This is a genomic window from Elusimicrobiota bacterium, from assembly GCA_016788905.1.
In the GTDB taxonomy this organism is placed as follows: domain Bacteria; phylum Elusimicrobiota; class Elusimicrobia; order FEN-1173; family FEN-1173; genus JADKHR01.
The window spans coordinates 1-19,866 of sequence record JAEURZ010000015.1 but is presented as its reverse complement, the minus strand read 5'-3'; the positions used below and the strand labels follow the sequence as shown (position 1 = coordinate 19,866).

Below are 19,866 nucleotides of genomic sequence, written 5' to 3'. Positions count from 1 at the left end.
CTAATAAAAAGGAAACCCTTATTCGTGGGGCACAAACCGTCCCCCTTTCACAACGAAGAGGGTCATGGTCTTATTGAGCGTATCACCGATATCATCAAAAGTTGTCGTTCCTAATATCCCCGTGTAAGTCAAACCCCGCAAGATCTCGATGATCTTTTTTTTATGGGGTCCTGTTTTCTCCATGGCGGCTAAAAGAATATTGGTCACTTCGTAAGCGTAGTGATCGTAGGCCTTCACCTCGTGATCCGGGTAATGAAGTCGATACTTTTCAATAAAGGATTTTGCGGTATCCAACAATTCCGGCGGTCGGCCAAGATAAGTGACAAAGGCCCCTTCTGCCGCGTCCCCAGCAATACGAAGAAAATCCGGATCGTAACTGATCTCACCCGTCAAAAAAGGGACAGACACCCCGGCCTCTCGCGCCTGACGGAGGATGAGCCCGCCTTCGGTGTACGTCCCCCCGAAATACAACAAGTCCGGCCGAAAAGGTTTCAAGCGGGTCACCAACGCTTTAAAATCCTTGTCCCCCGGTTGTATCCCGTCAAACGAGAGGACTTCCCCTCCCAATTCTTTAAATCGATTTTCAAACACTTCGGCGAGGCCTTGCCCATAGGCCGTCTTATCGTGAACGATCGCGACAGCTTTACATTTCAATGAACGGACGGCAAAATCCGCGGCGAAAGCCCCTTGAACATCGTCCGTGGTTGTCACGCGAAATATATTCCGTGGCCCCATCCAACCGGGAGACCGTTGCTGTCGTGTCAGGAACGGGTTCGAAGACCCCGCGTTCATCATGGGAAGCCCCGCCCGCGCGTAAACCGCGGAAGCCGGGATGGAACACCCCGAATTGAAATGGCCCACCACCGCCACGATGTCCGGATCCGAAACCACGCGATTGGCCACGTTCACCGCTTCTTTCGGGTCGGAGCGGTCATCAAACGCCACAAGTCGCAACTTGAATTTCGGAAACCGGCCAGACGCGTTCGCCTCGTCCACCGCCAGCGCGGCCCCTCTTTTCAATCCGGCACCCAGGGCCGCAATATCGCCCGTCAACGGAACGGCAATGGCGATTTTCACCTCACGGGGACCGCCCTGGCATCCCCAGAAGAAACCTAAAAACAAAACAATAGGAAATATTTTTTTCATGCAGGCTTTCCCGATTTCTCCTTGTTCCGAGACCGCAGTTGCATTAACGCCCCCACCGCCAGAACCACATAGAACCCCATACTTCTAAAAAAATCGACCGCGGGAAGGCCCACCAACGCTCGATCCACGACCACCCAGGTTCCCAAAATAACGAGAAACAGAAAGAGGGCCCCAGTAAAAAGTCCCCACGCTAACCCCTTTGCCCGCAGACGGTTATTAATGAGCGCAAGCACCAAAAGACCTGTCGGAAGATAAACAGCAGACCGCCCCCACGAAACGGATCCGTGAAGGGCTCTAATTCCTACGGTCCAAAGATAGAGGACAACCGCCATTGCCAACACCCCATATTCCGCGCGAAGCCCTTTCAAATGCCCAACTCTCCGCGAATAGCTTCGACGGTGGGCAAAACAGACTTCGGCTTCGGCACCAGAGCCAGGGCACGCTCTGGATCTTTAAGACCGTGCCCTGTTAACACACACACCACGGTGGCCGAAGAAAGGGCTAACGCCGGATTCGAACGAACAAATTTCTTCAACCCCGCCACCGAAGCGGCGCTGGCTGGTTCACAAAATACGCCCTCCCGCGCCAGGGCCAGGTAAGCCTGCACAATTTCGTCATCGGACACGGCCCCGATCATTCCCTTCGATTCGTCCCGTGCCTCGAGAGCCTCTTTCCAGGACGCGGGATTTCCAATTTTGATGGCGGTCGCAATGGTTTTGGGATCTTTTATGGCCTCGCCCTTAACGATGGGAGCCGCGCCTTCCGCCTGCCACCCCATCATTTTAGGGACCTTCCGACATTTTCCCAATGCTATATATTCTTTGTACCCTTTCCAATAAGCCGTGATGTTGCCGGCGTTTCCCACGGGGATGAAGTGATAGTCCGGAGCCTCCCCCAACTCATCGACGATCTCAAACGCCCCTGTCTTTTGGCATTCAATGCGGAACGGATTGATCGAATTCACGATGGTGATGGGAGCCACTTCGCCCACCCGCCGCACCATGGTTAAAGCGTCATCAAAGTTCCCTTGAACCGCAAACACTTCGGCCCCATGGATCAACGCCTGCGACAATTTCCCCAACGCAATTTGCCCCTCCGGAATCAGGACCACGCAGCGCATCCCGGCACGGGCGGCGTAGGCGGCGGCCGAAGCCGATGTGTTACCCGTAGACGCAGTAATGACCGCTTGCGATCCCGCTTCCGCGGCTTTTGAAATGGCGAGGGTCATCCCGCGATCTTTAAAGGAACCGGTCGGGTTTAATCCCTCGTATTTCAGAAAAAGACGAAGATGGGGCGCCCCCACCCATTCAGCCATACGACAGGTGGGAAGAAGAGGGGTATCCCCTTCCTGAAGGGAAATAACCGGCGTCCTCTCAGAGACAGGCAACAGGGCACGGTAACGATGAATTAATCCAGTTCGGGTCATAGAAGTTTGTTGGCGAGAAATTATCTCATTTTTTTGCCAACCAAAGGTTGTCCCATCCCTATTTTGTCTTTAAGGATAAAAGGCGATTCTGGACTTCTATTGAATTCGGACGCAGGAGAAGATAGGACTGGTAAGCTTTTCTTGCGGCTTCAAGTTGGTGGAGATCTTCATGGACCACCGCCAAGTTCAAATACACTTCGGCGAAAGAGGGTTTCATTTCCAGTGCGCGGGAATAGTCTTCAATGGCCTCAACAGGTCGACCTAACGCTTGCCAGGCCGATCCTCGATTGGCGTAGGTCACCGCGGCGTGGGGATCGATGGCCAAACTTTGGTTGTAAACCCGCAAAGCGGAATCGTATTGTCCCAAGGAAAAAAACACATTCCCCATGTTATTGAGCGCCCTTGTGGATTGAGGGTTTAAGCGGAGGGCTATTTTGTATTCCGCCATGGCTTTATCAAATTCACGACGTTGCGAATAGGCCGATCCCAACCGGTTGTGGGATTCCACACTTAAGGGGTCCGTTTCCACCGAGCGACCCCAAAACCGCACATCGTCTTTCCAATCCAACGTTCGTCGAAACGTCAAAGCGCCAAACCCCACAAGCAAAAGGAGCAATAGGGTTTTTCCCTTTCCCTTCCAAGCCCCCTCCTGAACCCCGAGGGAGGCCACCCAACCAGAAAAGCCCATGGAGGACAGGTAAAGATACCGGTCCGCCATAAAATTTTCTTTAAGGAAGGGGATGAAATTCAGCACAGGGAGAAGTCCCACCACCACCCATAAGGACAGAAACGCCTTGAGACGCGAACGCCGAAGTACCCAAAAAAACACCCCGCCCCCCCCCAGAAATCCCAAGAATATAAGGACAACGAGAGGATCCCCCACTCGAGCCACGACTTCCACATGGTGGTCGGGACTTAAATGAAACGGCCATAGCAATTGTTTGAGGTAGAGAAAAAAAACCTTAGCCATGGTCAGCCCATTCACGATAAAACTATCTTGAATATAGGGAACACTCAATTCCTTGGGATTTCTTAAAGCGAAAAAACGGACCCAGAGGTAAAAGAGACTGATCAACCCATACCCCAAATAGGGCCACCAACGAAGAATTCCGCGAGAAAGATTCTTCTCCTTTCCTAAAATTGACTCGTAGAGCAGGAGCAAAAGAGGAAAAACGATCCCCATTTCTTTCGAAAACAAAGAAAGGGTGTAGCAGGCCAAGGAAAGCCCGTATAAACGCATTTTCACATTTCCGAGCGACTCTCCTGGGAGACACCGAACGTAGAAATAAAACGCCAAAACCAAGAACAACCCACAAAAAAGTTCCTCGTTAAAAGAAACTTGGAGAACCGCTTCCGTGTTGATGGGATGAAGAAGGAAGAGAGCCGCCCCCCAAAAAGCCGCCCCTTTCATTTCAAAAATTCTTCGGAAAAACAAAAACACGGCCACCCCCGTAAGAAGGTGGAGGAGGAGAGACAATCCATGAAAACCTGGCCGACTGAGCCCCCAAAACAAGTGGCCCATCAAATAGGAAGCCGTCGCGACGGGACGGTAACTGAGTTCCCCTGAACCAAGAAAATAGGACGAACCAAAAAGGTGGCCAATGTTTTTCCAATCTTTGATGAACGTGTTGGCCACCAAAACCACTTGGTCATCCCAAAGGAATCCATTGTGAAGACTCCTCATATAGACCAAACCAACACCCAGAAGGAGGACGGCAAAATTTCGCCACTCTTTTTTTTCTTCCGCTTTCATTTCGAGGAAAACCGTTTCTCTCCCCCCATGGTGAATAGAGTGGTGTAGAGCTTCTCATGTTCCAGAACCATTTGGGTTTTATCAAATTCTCGGCCGATACTGGCCTTTGCCCTCTGTCCTATTTCCTTGGCCAATACAGGGTTTTTTAACAGTTGGTCCAGTCGCTCCGCGGTCGCGGAAGGATCGCCGGGGGGGGTCAAAAATCCATTGACGCCATGAACGATAACGTCACGACAGCCATCCACCGCGTTTACCACGCAGGGAAGCCCCACGGCCATGGCTTCCACAAGAGACATGGGAAGCCCCTCCCAGAGGGAGGTCATACAGAAGATATCCGATCGGCCCAGCAAAGCGGGGATATCTGGGCGCCAGCCTGCCAAAAGGACCCGGTGGGTCAAGTTTCGTGACTGAATTTCTTTTTCCAACATTTCCCGCCCCTGACCATCACCAATAACCAAGAACTTCACGTCAGGGTGAAGTACAGCCACGATGGCCGCGGCACGAATAAAATCCAAAAGGTTTTTCTGGGGTTTAAATGGACCAATGGTCGTCACCAACCGGTCTTTTGAATTCAACAACACTTTCGGATCCCGAGACATTCCTTGATATTCGTCTAAATGGACAGCGGCCCGAATAAGATGATGCCGATCGGAAGACCCAATCCCCCGGAGGAGAGCCTCTTCCCGATTGGATTTGGAAACGAAAACAAGGGCTGACGTGATCCGAGCGAGCCATCGCTCAACTCGAACGAACAAACCCCGGACCCATTTTTTTTGAACCGGGGTAAACCCAAACCCATGAACGGTATGGACGACGATCGGGACTCCCGCCAACCATGCCGCCAGCCGACCCAATACACCCGCTTTGGAAGAATGGGTGTGAACAAGATGGGGCCGTTCCGAGCGAAGAAAACGATAGAGGTTTATAAGGACAAGGAAATCCCACCACGGACGTATGGGGCGACGAAGGCCCGGCACAAAACGAACCGGGATGCCAATGTGTTTAGCGTCCCCGTCCAAAATTCCCCCTCGACCACAGTAGAGCACGGGGGCGAAAAGATCACGGTTCAAATGTCCCACCAAAGTGAGAACAGTCTGCTGAGCCCCCCCCCACTCCAGAAGAGTGATGATGTGAACAACCTTAATTTTTCCCGACATTTCTTAATCCTTTTACTTTTTCTTCGACCCTCTGGGTCCAGGCGGCCCGGAGATCCGTGTCGCCTCCCAACACCCGGGGGTCCGAGAGAGCCCGAAGCGCGCCCTGATACGCCCGATCCGCCTCCTCCCAACGGTGCAACCCCACCAAGAGGTCCCCCCGTCTTTCCCAGGAAGAGGCCTGAAGGGGCATGAACTGATTTGCCCGCTCATAGTCGAGGAGAGCCTGCTCCACCTCTCCCTTTTCAAGGGCCAGTGCGGCGGCCCCAACGCGAAACCCAGCCGCCGCGGGGGCCAAACGGATCGCCCGGGCAATATCTGCGGTCGCGCCGTCCCAGTCCTGAGCCCGCATTCGAAGGGCCGCTCGCAATTCGTAGAGCCCTGGGTTTTTTGGGTTCCATCGGAGACCCCGGTCAACCTGCCCCTGAGCTCTTTCCCATTGTTCAGCAGAAAACGAATGCCGGGCCATGGCCAAAGATTGGTTCCCGCGAAAAAGGGCGAAAGACACCAAGCTAAATAAAAGACCCCCTGCCAAAGTAAGCAAGGACATCGTCCGCCATTTAACCCGTGACCATTCCGTCCCCGGTCCATCCTCTCCTGCCCCGGCAAGACCGGCCGCCAGGAAGAAAAGCCACAATAACCCTGGAAATGAAAATCCTATGTGAAAGAGGTTGTATAAACAAAACCCTCCCATGCCAAGAAACAACGCGGGAGATCCACCGCGAAGGACGCCTCGGCAGGCCTTGAAAAGTGACGCTCCGATCAAGAGGAATAAGGCCCCCGCCCCCACCAGGCCTCTCTCAGCCAAAAATTCTAAGATAAAATTATGAGCGTAAAGACTATTCAACCCCCAAGTCAACGCACGAAAAGCTGGATACGCTTCACCAAAAGCCCCCGGCCCCACCCCAAGTAGGGGGTGGGACGAAAACATCTGAAAAGCTGTCGCCCACCAGGTCCACCGATCCAAATCCCCTTGAAAAAGTTTGGGCCATTCCCCTCGCGCCAAGATAAAACCGATGCCCATCAGAAGAAGGATCACCAAGAGAAGAACGATAGAATTCTGACGATTGATCTTTTTTCGGGCCAACAGGATGGAGACCGCGAGGATTGCCTGAAATGAAACAACAGCGTACCCTACCATGGAACGAGAAAAGAGAATTCCCATTAAAACAAGCAAGGAGGCCCCTCCCCAAAACAAACGGGGAAGGCGCGCCGAATCCCATCGGATGACGTTAAAAATCACCAGCGGCCCTGTCAATACCAAAAGAGCCACGAGTATATTTGGGTTTAACAGGGGGCCGGTCCAAGGGGTGTCCCCTGCGCTACCGAGAAACGTCGCCAACACGGCCACGGCCCCCGTTCCCGCAAGGACCTGGGAATATTGGGACCGACGAACATTCGACGATCCCGCCGCCAAAATGAAAAAAGCCAACAATGGAATATCATTGAGCAACGCCGGGATGGCGCTGTGGGGAAAAGGACTGGAGAGAGCGGAGAGGAGACTTGCCCCTAGAAGGACAACACTAAGGAGTCCCCATTGGCCCACCTGAATAGAAAATCTGGAAAATTCACCTGACCGGCCCATCAACAAGAGAACGGCCCCTAAAATTAGGAGAAAAGACCAAACAAGATGAACGAGAGTCTGAGCCCATTGATCCCAGCCCACCCGCAGGAGGGGGAGAGAAAAAACCAAAAACAACAGGATCACGTGTCCCATAGACGTAAACCGTGCCATGGGACGAACGGGACGGGTAATCACCCCCGATCCACCTCGCGGGCCGCCGCCCGCCCATCCAAAAGTGCTTCTTCCATGAAAGAGTATTTCCACCCCCCGTATCGACCAATGGAAAGAGCCTTGGCCTCTTTATTCAACCAGTGGAAAATGGTTCCCAGTGCTGAGGACCGGTTTTCATCGTAGATCACGTAGGCGTACCGGATGGGGGCGAAATGGAGGACAGGGAACGAATCCCGTGGTTGCAAAATTCCAGCGGCTAAGAGGCCCCTCCGGATTTCTGAAAACAGATGAGCCCGCCCCGCGTTCGTAGTGGGTTCTGTTCCTGGTGGGAAAGAGACTTCCACGTACATAGAGGAACACCCTCGCGGAACCACGTGGGGAGTGAAATTCATGGGAAACCCCACGCGGTAAAAAGGATAATTTTTTTCGGGGAAATAAATCCAGGAGGCCTTTGATATCTTTGGCCGGTCCACCCCGATATTCACACACAAGACTGTGGTCCAGCGCAACCGTTCCAAGGGTTTCGTTAGTTCCTTAGGGAACGGGGTCAGTCGCTTCAACAGTTCCGGCAACGGGAGGGTTGAAACGAGACGATTGTAAGGAACCCGCTCCCCGGAAGAGAGGACCACCCGCCGATACTTCCATTCCACCGCTTCGATGGATTCACCCAGTCGCAACCCCTTAAGGGAAGGAGCCATGGCTTCTGCCAAAGCTTGAATTCCCCCACGCTTTGGGTAAAGGAAAGTCGTGTTGTACCCAAATCGTTTCCGATGCAATCGCTCGGCCCCGGCTTCCACATCCGCCAATGTGGGAACAGGGACAAACTGGCCACACCAGTCCGGCGTCATAGAGTCGGCCGGGATTCCCCACAGCTTTTCGTTATAGGGGATCATGAAATGACGGGAAATCCCTTCACCAAACAAACGCCGACACCACTCTTTGAAATCAAGCGGACCTGCATTGGCGAGGGGATGATCGCCAAAAATCCGCCGCGCGTCCCGAACGCCCTTCACACACTCGTGAATAACCCGCGCGGGAAGCCCGTGAAGGTTTGCCTGGAAGGGATAAGGGGTCTGAACACCGTTCGAATGGATCCAAGCTCGTCGGACACACTCGACCCAATTCCCACGCAAAAGCCGACGGAGCAGCGCCTTGGTGTAGGGATCATGCAAGTGTAAGAGGTGTCCCGTAAAATCGAAGGTAAACCCCCCGACCGCCACGGATCGAGCGGTCCCCCCGGGCCGGGGTTCTCGATCAAACAGGGTGTAAGGGGACCGGAGATGATAGGCGCAGGAAAGACCCGCCAATCCCGCACCGGCAACGACAACAGATTTCTTTCCAGCCACTAATGAACCACAACGTCATGGAGTTTCACCATGACATAAAGTCCACAAAGAAGAACGATCGCCACCAGGAAAAGTGAAACATAGAAAGGTGTCATGGTCAGGAGATATGCCCCAGCTGAAAAAACAGCCGCCACGGCCGCAAAGATCAAGACCACTTTCTCTGTTGAAAAACCAATCGCACGAAGTTTAAGGGCCAAATGGTCTTTCGATCCCAGGAAAGGAGACTTCCCTTGCTTCAGGCGAAGAAGACTAACGAAAAAAGTGTCATACACCGGAAGGCCAAGAATCAAGAGCGGGGCAAAGATCCCCACCTCGCTGACGCGGGTGTAGTCCGTCCCCAACGATAGACCCGCCAAGAGGAACCCCAACATAAGACTCCCCATATCCCCCATAAATATTTTTCTTTTCTTCGACATATTGTGGGGAATAAAAGCGAGGGTCGCTCCCACAATGGCCGCCGCCGCAAAATTCACATAAATCTGTTCTGTGGGGATGGAAATCAGAAGAAACCCTAAGGCCGCCACAAGGGTTTGGGAGGAGGCCAGTCCATCCATAATGTCGATTAAATTGATGGCGTTCGAAATTCCCGTAACCCAAATCAAGGTGAGAATAATCGCCAACCAATCCGGTTGAACGAAACGAATGCGCATATCAAAATAGACCAAAATCGCCGCGGCCAAAAACTGAAAGAAAAACTTGGCCTGAAACGAGAGCCCCTGTGGTTTCTTCAAATCGTCCACCAACCCCACCCCCGCCAGAAAAGCGCCTCCCAAAAGGAGGCCCCACAAGGAGCGAAGAGTTCCTGTGGGAAAATTTGTCGCAAACCGGAGAAGAACAAGAGCCCCCGCAAACCCCATAAAGATCGCCAGACCTCCCAGATAGGGGACCGGCTCCTTATGGGTTTTAATCTCCGTGTGGGGGTGGTCCAAAATACCCCACCGGAGAGCCGCCAGACGAACAACGGGAGTCATCAGGAACGTCATCAAAAAACTGGTCAAACAGGCCACCACGTAGAGGAGGATCATTTGGAAATCTCCAAAAAAGAAGATCGAGGTTCGAAGAGGGCGCATCGAAACATTCTCCATTGGTGAAGCTTAAACCGGATCAGTGTCCAGAGTGTTGCCAATCCATAAATAACGCTCCGACGAAAACCAATGGATGAGGACAACTTCTCGTATCGCGTCGGGACAGGAATGTCGCCCAACCGAAAACCGAAATGAACCGCTTGTATCAGGAACTGCTGATCGAAGACAAAATCGTCGGAATTCTTCTCCCAAGGAATGGTTTCGAGCACTTTCCGGCCGTAAGCTCGAAAACCGCTGTGTGTTTCACCCAGATTTTGGCCAAGAATAAAATTCTCCATCATCGTTAAGACTCGGTTGAAGAAGTATTTATAAGGGGGCATCCCCCCGGCCAAGGACTCCACACGCGTCCGAATGCGACACCCCAACATCACATCGCACACCCCTTTTTCAACAAAACCCGTCAAAAAGGGCGTAAGGCTTGAATCATACTGATTGTCCGGGTGAATCATAACAATGATATCAGCCCTTCGGTCTAAAGCCATCCGGTAACAGGACTTTTGATTGGCCCCATAGCCTCGGTTCTTTTCATGACAAAAAACGGTCAACCCAAGCCCCCGCGCTAGTGGAACGGTTCCATCTGTTGAGGCATCATCAACGAGGATGATTTCATCCACAATACCGGATGGAATTTTTAGAAGTGTATTTTCCAACGTCTTTTCTGCGTTAAAAGCAGGAAGTACGGCAATAATTACATTTTCCCTCTCCTTTCGATCCAAGGAATTCGTCCTTATCACCTAAGCAGGGCTAAATAAAAAATGGAAATCGATGGATAAGATTGGGACACCACAGAACGCCTCTGAGCACCGGATATTGATGCCTGACAATGTAAAAAAAGATTTACTGGACAAAGATTGATCATGGCTTATCCAAGCACCAAAATCGAAAAATGACCCCGAAATTGCGCAAAATGGTACGCCCCAGCCGCATTTTACTAAACCCTACCCTCCGATCGTATCGAAGGATGAGGGGTATTTCAATGATCCGGGGTTTAAATAATCGCAACTTGACCAAAATTTCAGCCGTAGCAGCAAAACCCTGCTCCTCAACAAGAGATCCCCACTTTTCATGCCCAGATTTGATCAACGAACCTTTAATAGCTCGAAACCCACAGGTAAAATCCCGAAGCCCCTGAACAGGAATAAAAATCCGAAAGAGGAAAGAAGCGCAAACACTTAGACACCGACGAATAAAAGGAACCCCACGACTGAGAGCTCCCCGAACGAATCGGGATGCCACCACCAGATCGGCCCGTCCATCTTCAACGGGTTGCACCAAGGAAGGAATCTGTATGGGTGAGTGGGTATTGTCCGCATCAAGAGTAACCACAACGTCGTGTGGAGAAAGAACAGGGATTAAGGCCGTGAATCCTGTCTGGAGCGCGCTCCCCAACCCCCTATTGGTTTTATGACGAACAATCACCAGAGGGACAGCCTGACTCCACCGTTCAAGGATGTTGAGGGTCCCATCCGTTGAGCCATCGTCAACAACCCAAACCTTGTAACGCCCATCGGCCAAAGCCCGGGCCACTCCGTTAAGAACGGCTCCGATGGCCTTTTCTTCATTGAAAGCCGCCAAGAGGATATGGATCATGGAGCCGTGGGGTGTTCCCGGACCCGTTGAAGCATCTCATCCCAACGCGAGTCTTCTGGATCATTAAGTTGAGCGGAAATTATTTTTCTCTCAGCTTCTTTTATGCGTCCGAGAAAAAACAGGCATCCTACTTCCAGTGATTGCCGTTCAAAGTCTCTTGGATCAATTCGTTCCAATGTTCCCAGGGCTTCCGTGTATTTTTTCAGATCCATTTGACAAAGGGCTGTTGTCTTCTCAAGAGCGTTCTCATCCCGATGCAAAACAGTCCGTCGGTAACCAGAGTCCGAGGACACAAACGACGGCCAAGATTCTGACTTCTCGCGCAGGACATCCAGCCACCGCAAAGCCTCTTGCGGCCGTCCATCCATTCGCAGAAGATTTCCATAACTCACCATCGCGTCAAAATAATAGGGTTCAAGACGGAACGACTCCCGCACAGCCCGAAGAGCCCCCGGCAAATCCCCCTTCCGAACCAAAACACCTCCAAGTTCCACCCACCAAGGAGCGTGGTGAGGCCGAAGAGATAACGCTTTATGATAATGGACAATAGCCTTCTCTGGATCAGGGGGCCGACGATGATCCAGTTCACTATGGGCTAAATCACGCCACAACTCAGCGCGGTGGGGATTCCAACGAAGAAGTCCCCTTAATTCGGCCACACCATGAGATTCTTCCTTCACACTATTCAAATGAAGCTGGTGAAACGCTCGTTCCCGACGGGCTTCCACCTCTCGCCCGTTCGTTGAATCAAGAAATTGGGAACGATGAGATCCAATGATTTCGTTAAGCGCGAGGGCGAATTCTCCCATTCCGACAAGCAACAAAAGAATGAGGCCCAAATTCCTGAACCCGGTTTTGGGGGACGTTAAAAAAGAACGATCACGAACCCACCGCCCCGGAGGGGCCAACGCAACCAAGAGTCCGAAGAGAGCCCCACAGGCCGGGAGAACGAGTGGTGAATTAACCATAGAAAATGCCGTTGTTGCCGCCCACGCCGCCTTGATCCCTGAAGAAAGACTTCCCTGAGGAAAAGAATTCCACACCCCAACCAGACACAGAAGGGCAAGGACTCCTCCAGGGATACCGGTTTCAACAAATACCTGCAACAGTTCATTATGAGCCCTATCGGTACTCATCTCAAAATGAACGGCATCAGAGTTTTGTGGGATTTCATGAACCCAATAGGCGTTCTCAAACTTCCCCGGTCCCCAACCGAAAAAAGGACGATCGATTAAAGCGGAAAAGGCCGACTTCCAAATATCGATTCTCTTATAACTTCTTGAATCATGGGTTTTTATCCGATTTTCAAATACGGGTTGAGGAAGAATGGTCAATAAGAAGACAAAAACAAATCCCACCACCAGCAAACCTCGACGGCCAAACCGAACCCAGCCAAACACCAACGCCCCAACAAAAAGAGCCAAATAGGAGGACCTAACAGGAAGAAGGAGAACCCCAACAACGGCGGCCACAACAACAATAAGATAAACGCCGCGTCTGACATTTTTTTGAACACCCTCTCCTTTTAAAAAAAAAGGAGATTCGAAATAACGGGCCAAGGCAAGGAAGAACCCAGCGCACAACCAAAAGGATACGTATTGAGGGTTCCCTGGGAAAACCAAAAGAGGGGGAACCACCAAGAACTTCCCCAACAAGAGGAAAATTGTTTGCAATAAAACGACGAAGGCCACTAATCCTTCAAGGAATAATCGGTGAGGTGATTTCCAGGTAAGAAGTCCAACCATCGATAGGATTACGATGCTCCACACTCCAACCACAGCCGTCCAAGATACTGTCAGTGATGAAGAAAAAAAAGCGGCGACGAAGTACCAAACACAAAGGGCCATGGCCCAAGGGGACGCCGGATGACGGAGTATATTTTTAAATCGGAAATGGCGTAAAACGAAGAAGGCTGAAAAAAAAAGGATCGCTTTTGATAAATGATCAGCGAAACCCCACTTCCCCCCGAACCCCAAAACAAGAATGACCACAACCCCAAGAGACGTGATTCCACCGATACCCCTGTCACGTTTAGAGAATGAAATGTTTTTTAGCGGGAAAGAGTTAAGAAAAGACACGTGTCTTTAAATACTACTTGGAGGTCCGAAGGATTCTGAAAATATAATACCCTAGCGAAACAAGAAAAGAGAAGATCCCTGTTCGAACGAGGACGGCCGCCACCGCTAACATTTTGGGTGAGGACAATTCAGGCCGCGGCCCAATTTTCATTCGGAGCACGACCCATCCAACGAGACACATGAGGGCCACGATGGGCGCCGCTCGACCAAACAAAAAGGGAAAGAAGCCCGCCGTCTTAGGCCCACTTCCTTGGGTTTCCACACGCATAAAATAAAGCGCTTGGATTTTCTTAAAAGCCGCCCGGTAACACTCCACTTCTGTCCCGCGCGCAAGGCGTGCGCGGTATTCCTCCATGACCTCCCCGAGCTGATCCGCCTTTACGGCAGCCGTTAATAATCCCTCGTGAGCCCGGCCATCTTTTGGATTGGAATTGACCAAACGCCAATATTCCTCAATGGCGTGTTGGTAGAAAGGGCGGAAAGACATTCGGTCCGCTTTGGAAACGAAAGCCGCGGCAAGCCCATGCTGTAATTGTCTGTTGTCCGGGATTTGCTTAAGGGCAATTTGAAAAATTCTTACAACATCGTCCCACGCTTGTTTCTGACGCGCTATTTCGGCCTGTTTTAGGAAGGCCTCAACCACCGCCATGTTTTCCTCACTACTAGCAGGATCTGTCACGGCGGTTTGACCTATACATCATTAATCTGGAACGACCCGTGCTGTCACGAAGATCAAAATTTCTTTACGCCGTTTGTCCTTAGAGGTACTCCGAAAAAACACACCTAAAACAGGCAGATCCCCCAACAAGGGAACCTTGGTAGCGGTTTCCACCATTTTCTCACTGACCAACCCGCCAATGACCAACGTTTCACCGTCTTTGATCATCACTTCAGTTTCTGCAACGGTCGTATCAATGGTTGGAGGCGAAATTCGCGCGTCCGCCACTTCGCTCACTTCGGGTCTAACTTTTAGGCGAATGCGGTTATCAACGTTAATCGTGGGGGTCACATCGATAATAAACCCAACGGAAAGGAACGTCACTGTTTCCGTGGCGAGTCCCGAACCCGAAATTGTGGTTGTTTTGTAGGGAATCTGAGACCCGATCTGAATTCGAGCCGCTTGGTTATTGGTGGTGATCACCTTAGGATTGGTGAGGGTCTTCGTTTGACCGTCGGATTCAAGGGCGTTCAGCGTGGCCGTTAAAATATCGGAATTGTTGATGAACCCAAACGAAATCCCCGCCTGCTGAGGTCCCGGCAAACTCACACCGGTCCCCCGCGCCCCCGACTTGGACGCTTGCGTTACAAATTCTTCCGGTTCCCCCTCAAGGTTATTCCTCACCCCAAGAAAACCAGGCCCGCCTGTTTCGGCCAATTCAGTCCCCGCCACTTCCGTCCGCTGACCAAGCACCCGAAAGGTCGACCCACTGTTCGCTCGGTTGGCGTACTCCCATTGAACGCCCAATTGAAGCGTTTTGTTTACATCAATGGAGACCACCTTCGTTTCAATTAAAACTTGTGGTGGCTTTCTGTCCAACTCCGAAATCAACCGCTCAGCGGCTGACAACCCCTCCGGGGTATCCGTCACCACCAGTGCGTTGTTCCGTTCGTCCACAGTCACTTTGGCGTTGGGGGAAATCCGAACCGCGGCCAAATGGGATTGAATTTCGGATGCTTTCCCATAATTCAAGATGAATGTTTTGTAGTTCACCACAGAACGGGCCCGATCGGTGTTCAAAGACTCCGGCGTCATAATTCGAAGGATATTGTTCCCAATTTGCTGTGCCACAAGACCCTGAGTCGCTAAAATAGTGCTGAAAACCTCATTAAAAGGAACTTGATCCAAATGGATTGTCACAAACCCGCGAAGATCCGCGGCGTAAATCACATTGACCCCGCTCATTTCCGACAACACCCGAAGAACATCTCGGATTTCCGCTTCTTCAAAATCAATGGTAATCGGATGGGTGGGGAGAGCCGAAAGCAAATCTTTGATTTTCATGCGCCGCTGGCCGCCCACGCGCTCAATGGCGGTGGATTCTACATCGGCCCGTTCTTCTCCGGAAACACCTTCCTCTTCAGCATTCAAAACAGAAACCTGTTCACTAGCCGAAGGCCCCTTCTCAAACGCTAAAACGATTCCATTCCCTTCCCGATAGGTGTGAAAAGGAGTTACCTTCTTCACATCCAACACGACACGCGTGATCATTTCCGGAGTAGACTTAAACTGGGCACTTCGAATTCGGGAAAGGACATCGTCCCCAATCGACGCTTCATAAGGTTTTGAAGCATGAACCGTACGGGTGAGTTCAATCACCACGCGAGATGGTTTCGTGAGCGAAAATACCCGATAGGCAACGGACCGGTCAAGTCCGACGTGAAGCCGATTCTTATCAAATGAAATGCTTTGCAAGGTTGCTGTAGCCCCTGTGGTGACAATCGGCTCATTTCCCTTCCCGTGAGGGGAGTCGAATGTGGCAAGGGCGAAAACCGCGGGTTGCGGAACAACCAATGTTAAAAGGAGAACCCCACGAAGAATCCGCCCCAAGGCGGACCCCAGTGCTCCCTCAAAAAAACCAGATTCGTATGTTTTAGTCATCGGTGTCAAGCCTCCTCGCTCGCCCCAAAAAAATTAACTTCGCTCGTCGATATTCGTCATTCAGTCAAACCACCCAGTCCCCTGCGGAAAAACCTCTTTCTGTATGAAATCCGTAGAAACCCTATTTCTCCTCCGCCTCTTTTTTAAGGTTCAAGATCACTTCTTCGTTCTTCGGGCCCAAAATGACCAGAGACTTTTCTTTTACAATCCCCTGATAGCCTTCGACTTCCTTCCGTTTGGGGTCAAAAACTTTTCCGTTCTTCACCAAATAGGTGACCCCATCGACCGTGCGGAGAACCGCCCATCGGCCCGTGGTCGCCTTCAAAATTCCCTTAAGATCCGCGCCTATTGCATTAAATGGGGGGAGGAGTTCATTCGATGGCAAAGCCTCATATCGCCCCGTATCGGCGCCCACGAGCGGGATAAAAGGGTCACGAAATCGATCCCCCTGGTAGACGTACCCCGGGGCAACCGGTGGGGTCGACACCGCGATGGTCGTTGAGGAAAAAGCCACCACGGGAGGAACAAGATCGTCACCAAAACAATTCCCGGTGGGCCCTCCCCAGACGCCGCCCAGCAGGGCCGCAAGAGAAACGGTTCGAAAAAATGGCATCGGGAAGGACCTCATCCGTTGTACACAAAAGCGACCAGCGTAAATTGACCGCTAACCGTTCTATTTTTTTTGGAATCCAACATGAAATTCAATGTCAGATTCCGCACGCTCAAGATACGTTCCTGCTGCCCCAGTGCCGCCATTAATTTGGAAACAGACAGAACTGTACCGCTGATTTTTAAATTAATGGGGAGCTCAATAAACAGTTGTGACGTTTGCTCCACCTGAGGTTCAAAAACCGAATAATGAACTCCGTTTTGTGTTGCCAACTCGGAAACCAGGCGAATGATGTCTTGAAGGTTCCTGTCACGAGGCAACCGCTTTTCCACAGCAGAAACGAGAACTTTCAGTTCTTCAACGCGTTTGAGAAGTTGATCCCGTTGACTCGCAGTGGCACGCAACCCCTCAATCCGGCTGTTCACGCTGGCCAATTCGGCCTCTTTCGTCTGAATTTCTGCCTTAAGCGGCCTCAAAAACCGTGCCATATAAACGTAGCCAAACATCACCATCGCGACGACAACCATGGCAAGTTGCTTCTGCTGTTCTTGGCTCAATGTCATATTAATTTTCCGTCCGCTGGTATCGAAAGTTTAGCGTAAAAGAATAAATCAATCCCAGCCCTTCCCCCTGCTCTTCCACATTGATGGTCCCCAACCGAACGGCGGAACAGAGCGGAGACGATTGAAGATTCGAAAGCCAATCAGCAATCGCAAAGCTGGAGAGGGACTTTGCATCAACCGTCACCGCCAATGCGTAAGACGGATCGGTGGCCGTCGTCAACGTGTTGATCCATATATCGGATGGAAAGAGCGCCATGAAATCCTCAACGAACTTTGGGTAAGTCAAGGTTCCCCGCAACAATTGTTGAATAACCCCGTAGCGTGAACTCAAAGAATTTTCTTGTTGCTGGTACGCTTTCACCTCCGCATCGATCCGCTCATATTTCTGGAGTTCTGCTTGAGCGCCCACCAATTCTTTGGCCAAAGCCTTGGACCGCATGAACAGGGAGCCGTAGTAAGCTAAAAGCGAGCCCAGAAGGAGAACGCCCAAACCAATGCCCACCACCTTAATTTGTTGTTGGGCCCGAGCGGCGTATATCTCCCGAGGGAGGAGGTTGACCTTAATCATAGGAAAGGGCGGTTAGCCCATATCTCCCTCACGACGAAGCGCCAAACCAACCGCCACAGAGAACAGAGGGCGCATTTCCGGGGAGATGGACTGAGCCCCGTCAATCCGCTGAAACGGATCAAAAATTTCCACAGGAAGGCGAAGCTCTTGAGCCAAGTACGGCACCAAATTCCCCAAACGAGAAGCGCCCCCAGAGACCAGCACACGCGCCACCTGACGATCGGATCCTTGCGAAAAATAAAAGTCGAGAGATCGTTGAATTTCAGCAAGAAGATCTTTCATCACGGGAAGAATCACCGTTGACATCTGAAGGGTTTCCTTGTTGGCGTCGCCCATAGCCCGTTCACGATCTTCGGGCGTCACCAGAATTTGAGCCCTCACTTTCATGGCTTCCGCCTGCTTGCCGTCACATTGAAAATTCCGTTGAAGGGCTTTGGACACCGCGTTCCCCGCAATAAAAACGTCCCGAACCACTTTAGGAACCCCGTTTTCAACAATAACCATAGTCGTAACAAAAGCGCCGACGTGTACAATTAGGCATGTTTCACGCGTGGCTCCAAGTGAAATTTCATAGGCGTTTTGGAGGGCGAAAGCGTCCACATCGATAAGAACAGGAGACAACCCGGCCTGCTGAGCAATTTCCACGCGGGCACTGATGATTTCTTTTTTTGCGGCCACTAAAATCGTTTCCATTTTTTTTTGGGCATCTTCAACCACGTCACCCAAAATCTGGAAATCCAAGTTCACTTCTGGAATGGAAAAGGGGATGTAAGGCTCGGCTTCAATGAGGATCATCTTGGAAAGATCATCCCGTGACATTTTAGGGAATTTAACGAAACGGACAATGACCGAGTTCCCGGAAACCGACACCACCGCACTCTTTGCGAGGGCCCCTTTTTGTTTGTGGACGTAATCCTTGAGTAAACCCACCGCCTGGGCGCGCCGCTCCGGCGCGGGAACATCAGGCCCCGCGTTGGTTAAAGCAAGATGCGCGCATCGGTGTAACTTCCACCGCCCCCCCATCGATTTAAGCTGAACGATCTTTATGGCGGTCGAGCCCAAATCAACGCCAATGGCGTCTTTGGCTTTGAGCCGAAGCTTGTCTAACCGAAAGCCTTTCAGGGTGTCCGCAAGAGTCATTGCACGCCTTTGTTCTGTTGTCAGCAACCGCTCCGATACCCCCTTGAACCGGGGACCCCAATCGGTGACGGATGGGTGTTCTCTTCTTCCTGCCCTATTTATATAGGTTCCCTATGAATTTTGTCAAGGGTTTTTTCATTTACCGAGGATACTTTATCAAAAATAATTCAAAACCCCCAACACCTTAAAAAAAAAGTCGGCCAGACCCAATGGGCCCAAGCCCCCGCCGCGAGGAACGGACCGAAGGGGAGATAGGCCCCCCAATTCATTTTCCCGCGAACTTTTAGGGAGACAAAGAAGAGGGTCCCCAGAATGGACGCCAAGAACCAACTGGTAAATACGCCTGGCCACCCCAGAAAGGTGCCCAGCCCAGCCAAGAGTTTAACGTCCCCGCCCCCCAACGCCTCACGCCGAAAAAAACGGCGTCCGGCCACTGCCAAGAGCCAGGCGCTTCCGAAACCCACCAGACACCCCTTCATTGAGGAAAGAACGCGCGCTGTCCCATCCCCCCCGAGCAAACTGTTCAACGGAGAAACGACAAGCCCGACCCCGATTAATCCCATTGAAAAAAAATCCGGGATGATTTTCCAATCCGAATCAACAAACGAAATCACAACCAAAACGAAAGTGATAAAAACTCCCAGGACAAGGGAAGGACCCGGTGCCGAACGAAAAAACACCAGAGCGATCATTACGGCCATTATAAATTCGATGATGGGGTATCGTTTGGGAATTGGTTTTTGGCAATGAAAACAACGTCCGCCCAGAAGGGCATAACTTACTATGGGGATATTCTGAAACCACAAAATGGCCCCATGACATCGCGGACAACGAGACCGAGGTAAAACCACAGACTTTCCCCGAGGCACACGATAAATACACACATTAGCAAAACTACCGAGGTTGGCCCCGACGACCCCCCAAAAAACTACCCACAAAAAAGTCCCAAGCAAGTAATCGGTCAAAACCCCTCCCGCTATAATCAGCATAGAGGCAGGCCAAGGTGATTTTCCTTGACCCGGCCCCTGCCACACCACCGGACATGCGGGTCCGCATCCGGCGGTTCGGTCAGC

18 protein-coding genes are annotated in these 19,866 nt (G+C 51.5%); all 18 read right to left on the bottom strand.

The genetic code is table 11. The features are described from left to right. Positions 1 to 18: 18 nt before the first annotated feature. The 18 genes from JNK54_07230 to JNK54_07145 all read right to left on the bottom strand — a co-directional run bounded on the left by JNK54_07230 (position 19) and on the right by JNK54_07145 (position 19,758). Positions 19 to 1,146 (bottom strand): branched-chain amino acid ABC transporter substrate-binding protein, encoded by a 1,128-nt coding sequence (locus JNK54_07230; protein MBL8024055.1) that lies wholly within the window; start codon positions 1,144 to 1,146, stop codon positions 19 to 21. Further along, positions 1,143 to 1,514, bottom strand: coding sequence for a hypothetical protein (locus JNK54_07225; protein MBL8024054.1), 372 nt, complete (start codon positions 1,512 to 1,514; stop codon positions 1,143 to 1,145). Before JNK54_07225 ends, JNK54_07230 begins: the two co-directional genes overlap by 4 nt. Then, entirely contained in the window at positions 1,511 to 2,572 is a 1,062-nt protein-coding gene (locus JNK54_07220) for a threonine synthase (protein MBL8024053.1), read from the bottom strand. The genes JNK54_07225 and JNK54_07220 overlap by 4 nt, the downstream gene beginning before the upstream one ends. Before the next feature lie 58 nt (positions 2,573 to 2,630). Continuing rightward, positions 2,631 to 4,325, bottom strand: coding sequence for a tetratricopeptide repeat protein (locus JNK54_07215; GenBank protein MBL8024052.1), 1,695 nt, complete (start codon positions 4,323 to 4,325; stop codon positions 2,631 to 2,633). Continuing rightward, positions 4,322 to 5,482 carry a glycosyltransferase family 4 protein gene (locus JNK54_07210; GenBank protein ID MBL8024051.1) on the bottom strand — a complete coding sequence of 387 codons (1,161 nt, stop codon included), beginning with the start codon at positions 5,480 to 5,482 and terminating at the stop codon, positions 4,322 to 4,324. Before JNK54_07210 ends, JNK54_07215 begins: the two co-directional genes overlap by 4 nt. Continuing rightward, positions 5,466 to 7,238: an O-antigen ligase family protein gene (locus JNK54_07205; GenBank protein ID MBL8024050.1), complete on the bottom strand. Its 1,773-nt coding sequence runs from the start codon at positions 7,236 to 7,238 to the stop codon at positions 5,466 to 5,468. The genes JNK54_07210 and JNK54_07205 overlap by 17 nt, the downstream gene beginning before the upstream one ends. Beyond that, positions 7,235 to 8,560: an FAD-dependent oxidoreductase gene (locus tag JNK54_07200; GenBank protein ID MBL8024049.1), complete on the bottom strand. Its 1,326-nt coding sequence runs from the start codon at positions 8,558 to 8,560 to the stop codon at positions 7,235 to 7,237. The genes JNK54_07205 and JNK54_07200 overlap by 4 nt, the downstream gene beginning before the upstream one ends. Further along, positions 8,560 to 9,585, bottom strand: coding sequence for an undecaprenyl/decaprenyl-phosphate alpha-N-acetylglucosaminyl 1-phosphate transferase (locus tag JNK54_07195; GenBank protein ID MBL8024048.1), 1,026 nt, complete (start codon positions 9,583 to 9,585; stop codon positions 8,560 to 8,562). The genes JNK54_07200 and JNK54_07195 overlap by 1 nt, the downstream gene beginning before the upstream one ends. Further along, positions 9,582 to 10,376: a glycosyltransferase family 2 protein gene (locus tag JNK54_07190; protein ID MBL8024047.1), complete on the bottom strand. Its 795-nt coding sequence runs from the start codon at positions 10,374 to 10,376 to the stop codon at positions 9,582 to 9,584. Before JNK54_07190 ends, JNK54_07195 begins: the two co-directional genes overlap by 4 nt. A gap of 124 nt (positions 10,377 to 10,500) precedes the next feature. Further along, complete coding sequence (locus JNK54_07185; GenBank protein ID MBL8024046.1) at positions 10,501 to 11,235, bottom strand: glycosyltransferase family 2 protein; 735 nt, start codon at positions 11,233 to 11,235, stop codon at positions 10,501 to 10,503. Further along, positions 11,232 to 13,313 (bottom strand): O-antigen ligase family protein, encoded by a 2,082-nt coding sequence (locus tag JNK54_07180; protein MBL8024045.1) that lies wholly within the window; start codon positions 13,311 to 13,313, stop codon positions 11,232 to 11,234. Before JNK54_07180 ends, JNK54_07185 begins: the two co-directional genes overlap by 4 nt. Before the next feature lie 13 nt (positions 13,314 to 13,326). Continuing rightward, the gene (locus tag JNK54_07175; protein MBL8024044.1) at positions 13,327 to 13,992 is read right to left on the bottom strand and encodes a hypothetical protein; all 666 of its coding nucleotides are present in this window, start codon (positions 13,990 to 13,992) and stop codon (positions 13,327 to 13,329) included. A 21-nt stretch (positions 13,993 to 14,013) separates the two neighbouring features. After that, positions 14,014 to 15,912 (bottom strand): type IV pilus secretin PilQ, encoded by a 1,899-nt coding sequence (gene pilQ / locus JNK54_07170; GenBank protein ID MBL8024043.1) that lies wholly within the window; start codon positions 15,910 to 15,912, stop codon positions 14,014 to 14,016. Positions 15,913 to 16,033: 121 nt separating this feature from the next. Further along, on the bottom strand, positions 16,034 to 16,525 hold the full coding sequence (locus JNK54_07165; protein ID MBL8024042.1) for a hypothetical protein: 492 nt from the start codon (positions 16,523 to 16,525) through the stop codon (positions 16,034 to 16,036). Positions 16,526 to 16,536: 11 nt separating this feature from the next. Next, the gene (gene pilO / locus JNK54_07160; protein ID MBL8024041.1) at positions 16,537 to 17,085 is read right to left on the bottom strand and encodes a type 4a pilus biogenesis protein PilO; all 549 of its coding nucleotides are present in this window, start codon (positions 17,083 to 17,085) and stop codon (positions 16,537 to 16,539) included. 1 nt (position 17,086) lies between these two features. Further along, the gene (locus JNK54_07155) at positions 17,087 to 17,653 is read right to left on the bottom strand and encodes a PilN domain-containing protein (protein ID MBL8024040.1); all 567 of its coding nucleotides are present in this window, start codon (positions 17,651 to 17,653) and stop codon (positions 17,087 to 17,089) included. A gap of 12 nt (positions 17,654 to 17,665) precedes the next feature. Then, positions 17,666 to 18,793 (bottom strand): type IV pilus assembly protein PilM, encoded by a 1,128-nt coding sequence (gene pilM, locus JNK54_07150; GenBank protein MBL8024039.1) that lies wholly within the window; start codon positions 18,791 to 18,793, stop codon positions 17,666 to 17,668. Positions 18,794 to 18,960: 167 nt separating this feature from the next. Continuing rightward, positions 18,961 to 19,758, bottom strand: a complete 798-nt coding sequence (locus tag JNK54_07145; GenBank protein ID MBL8024038.1) for a prepilin peptidase — start codon at positions 19,756 to 19,758, stop codon at positions 18,961 to 18,963. Positions 19,759 to 19,866 lie beyond the last annotated feature (108 nt).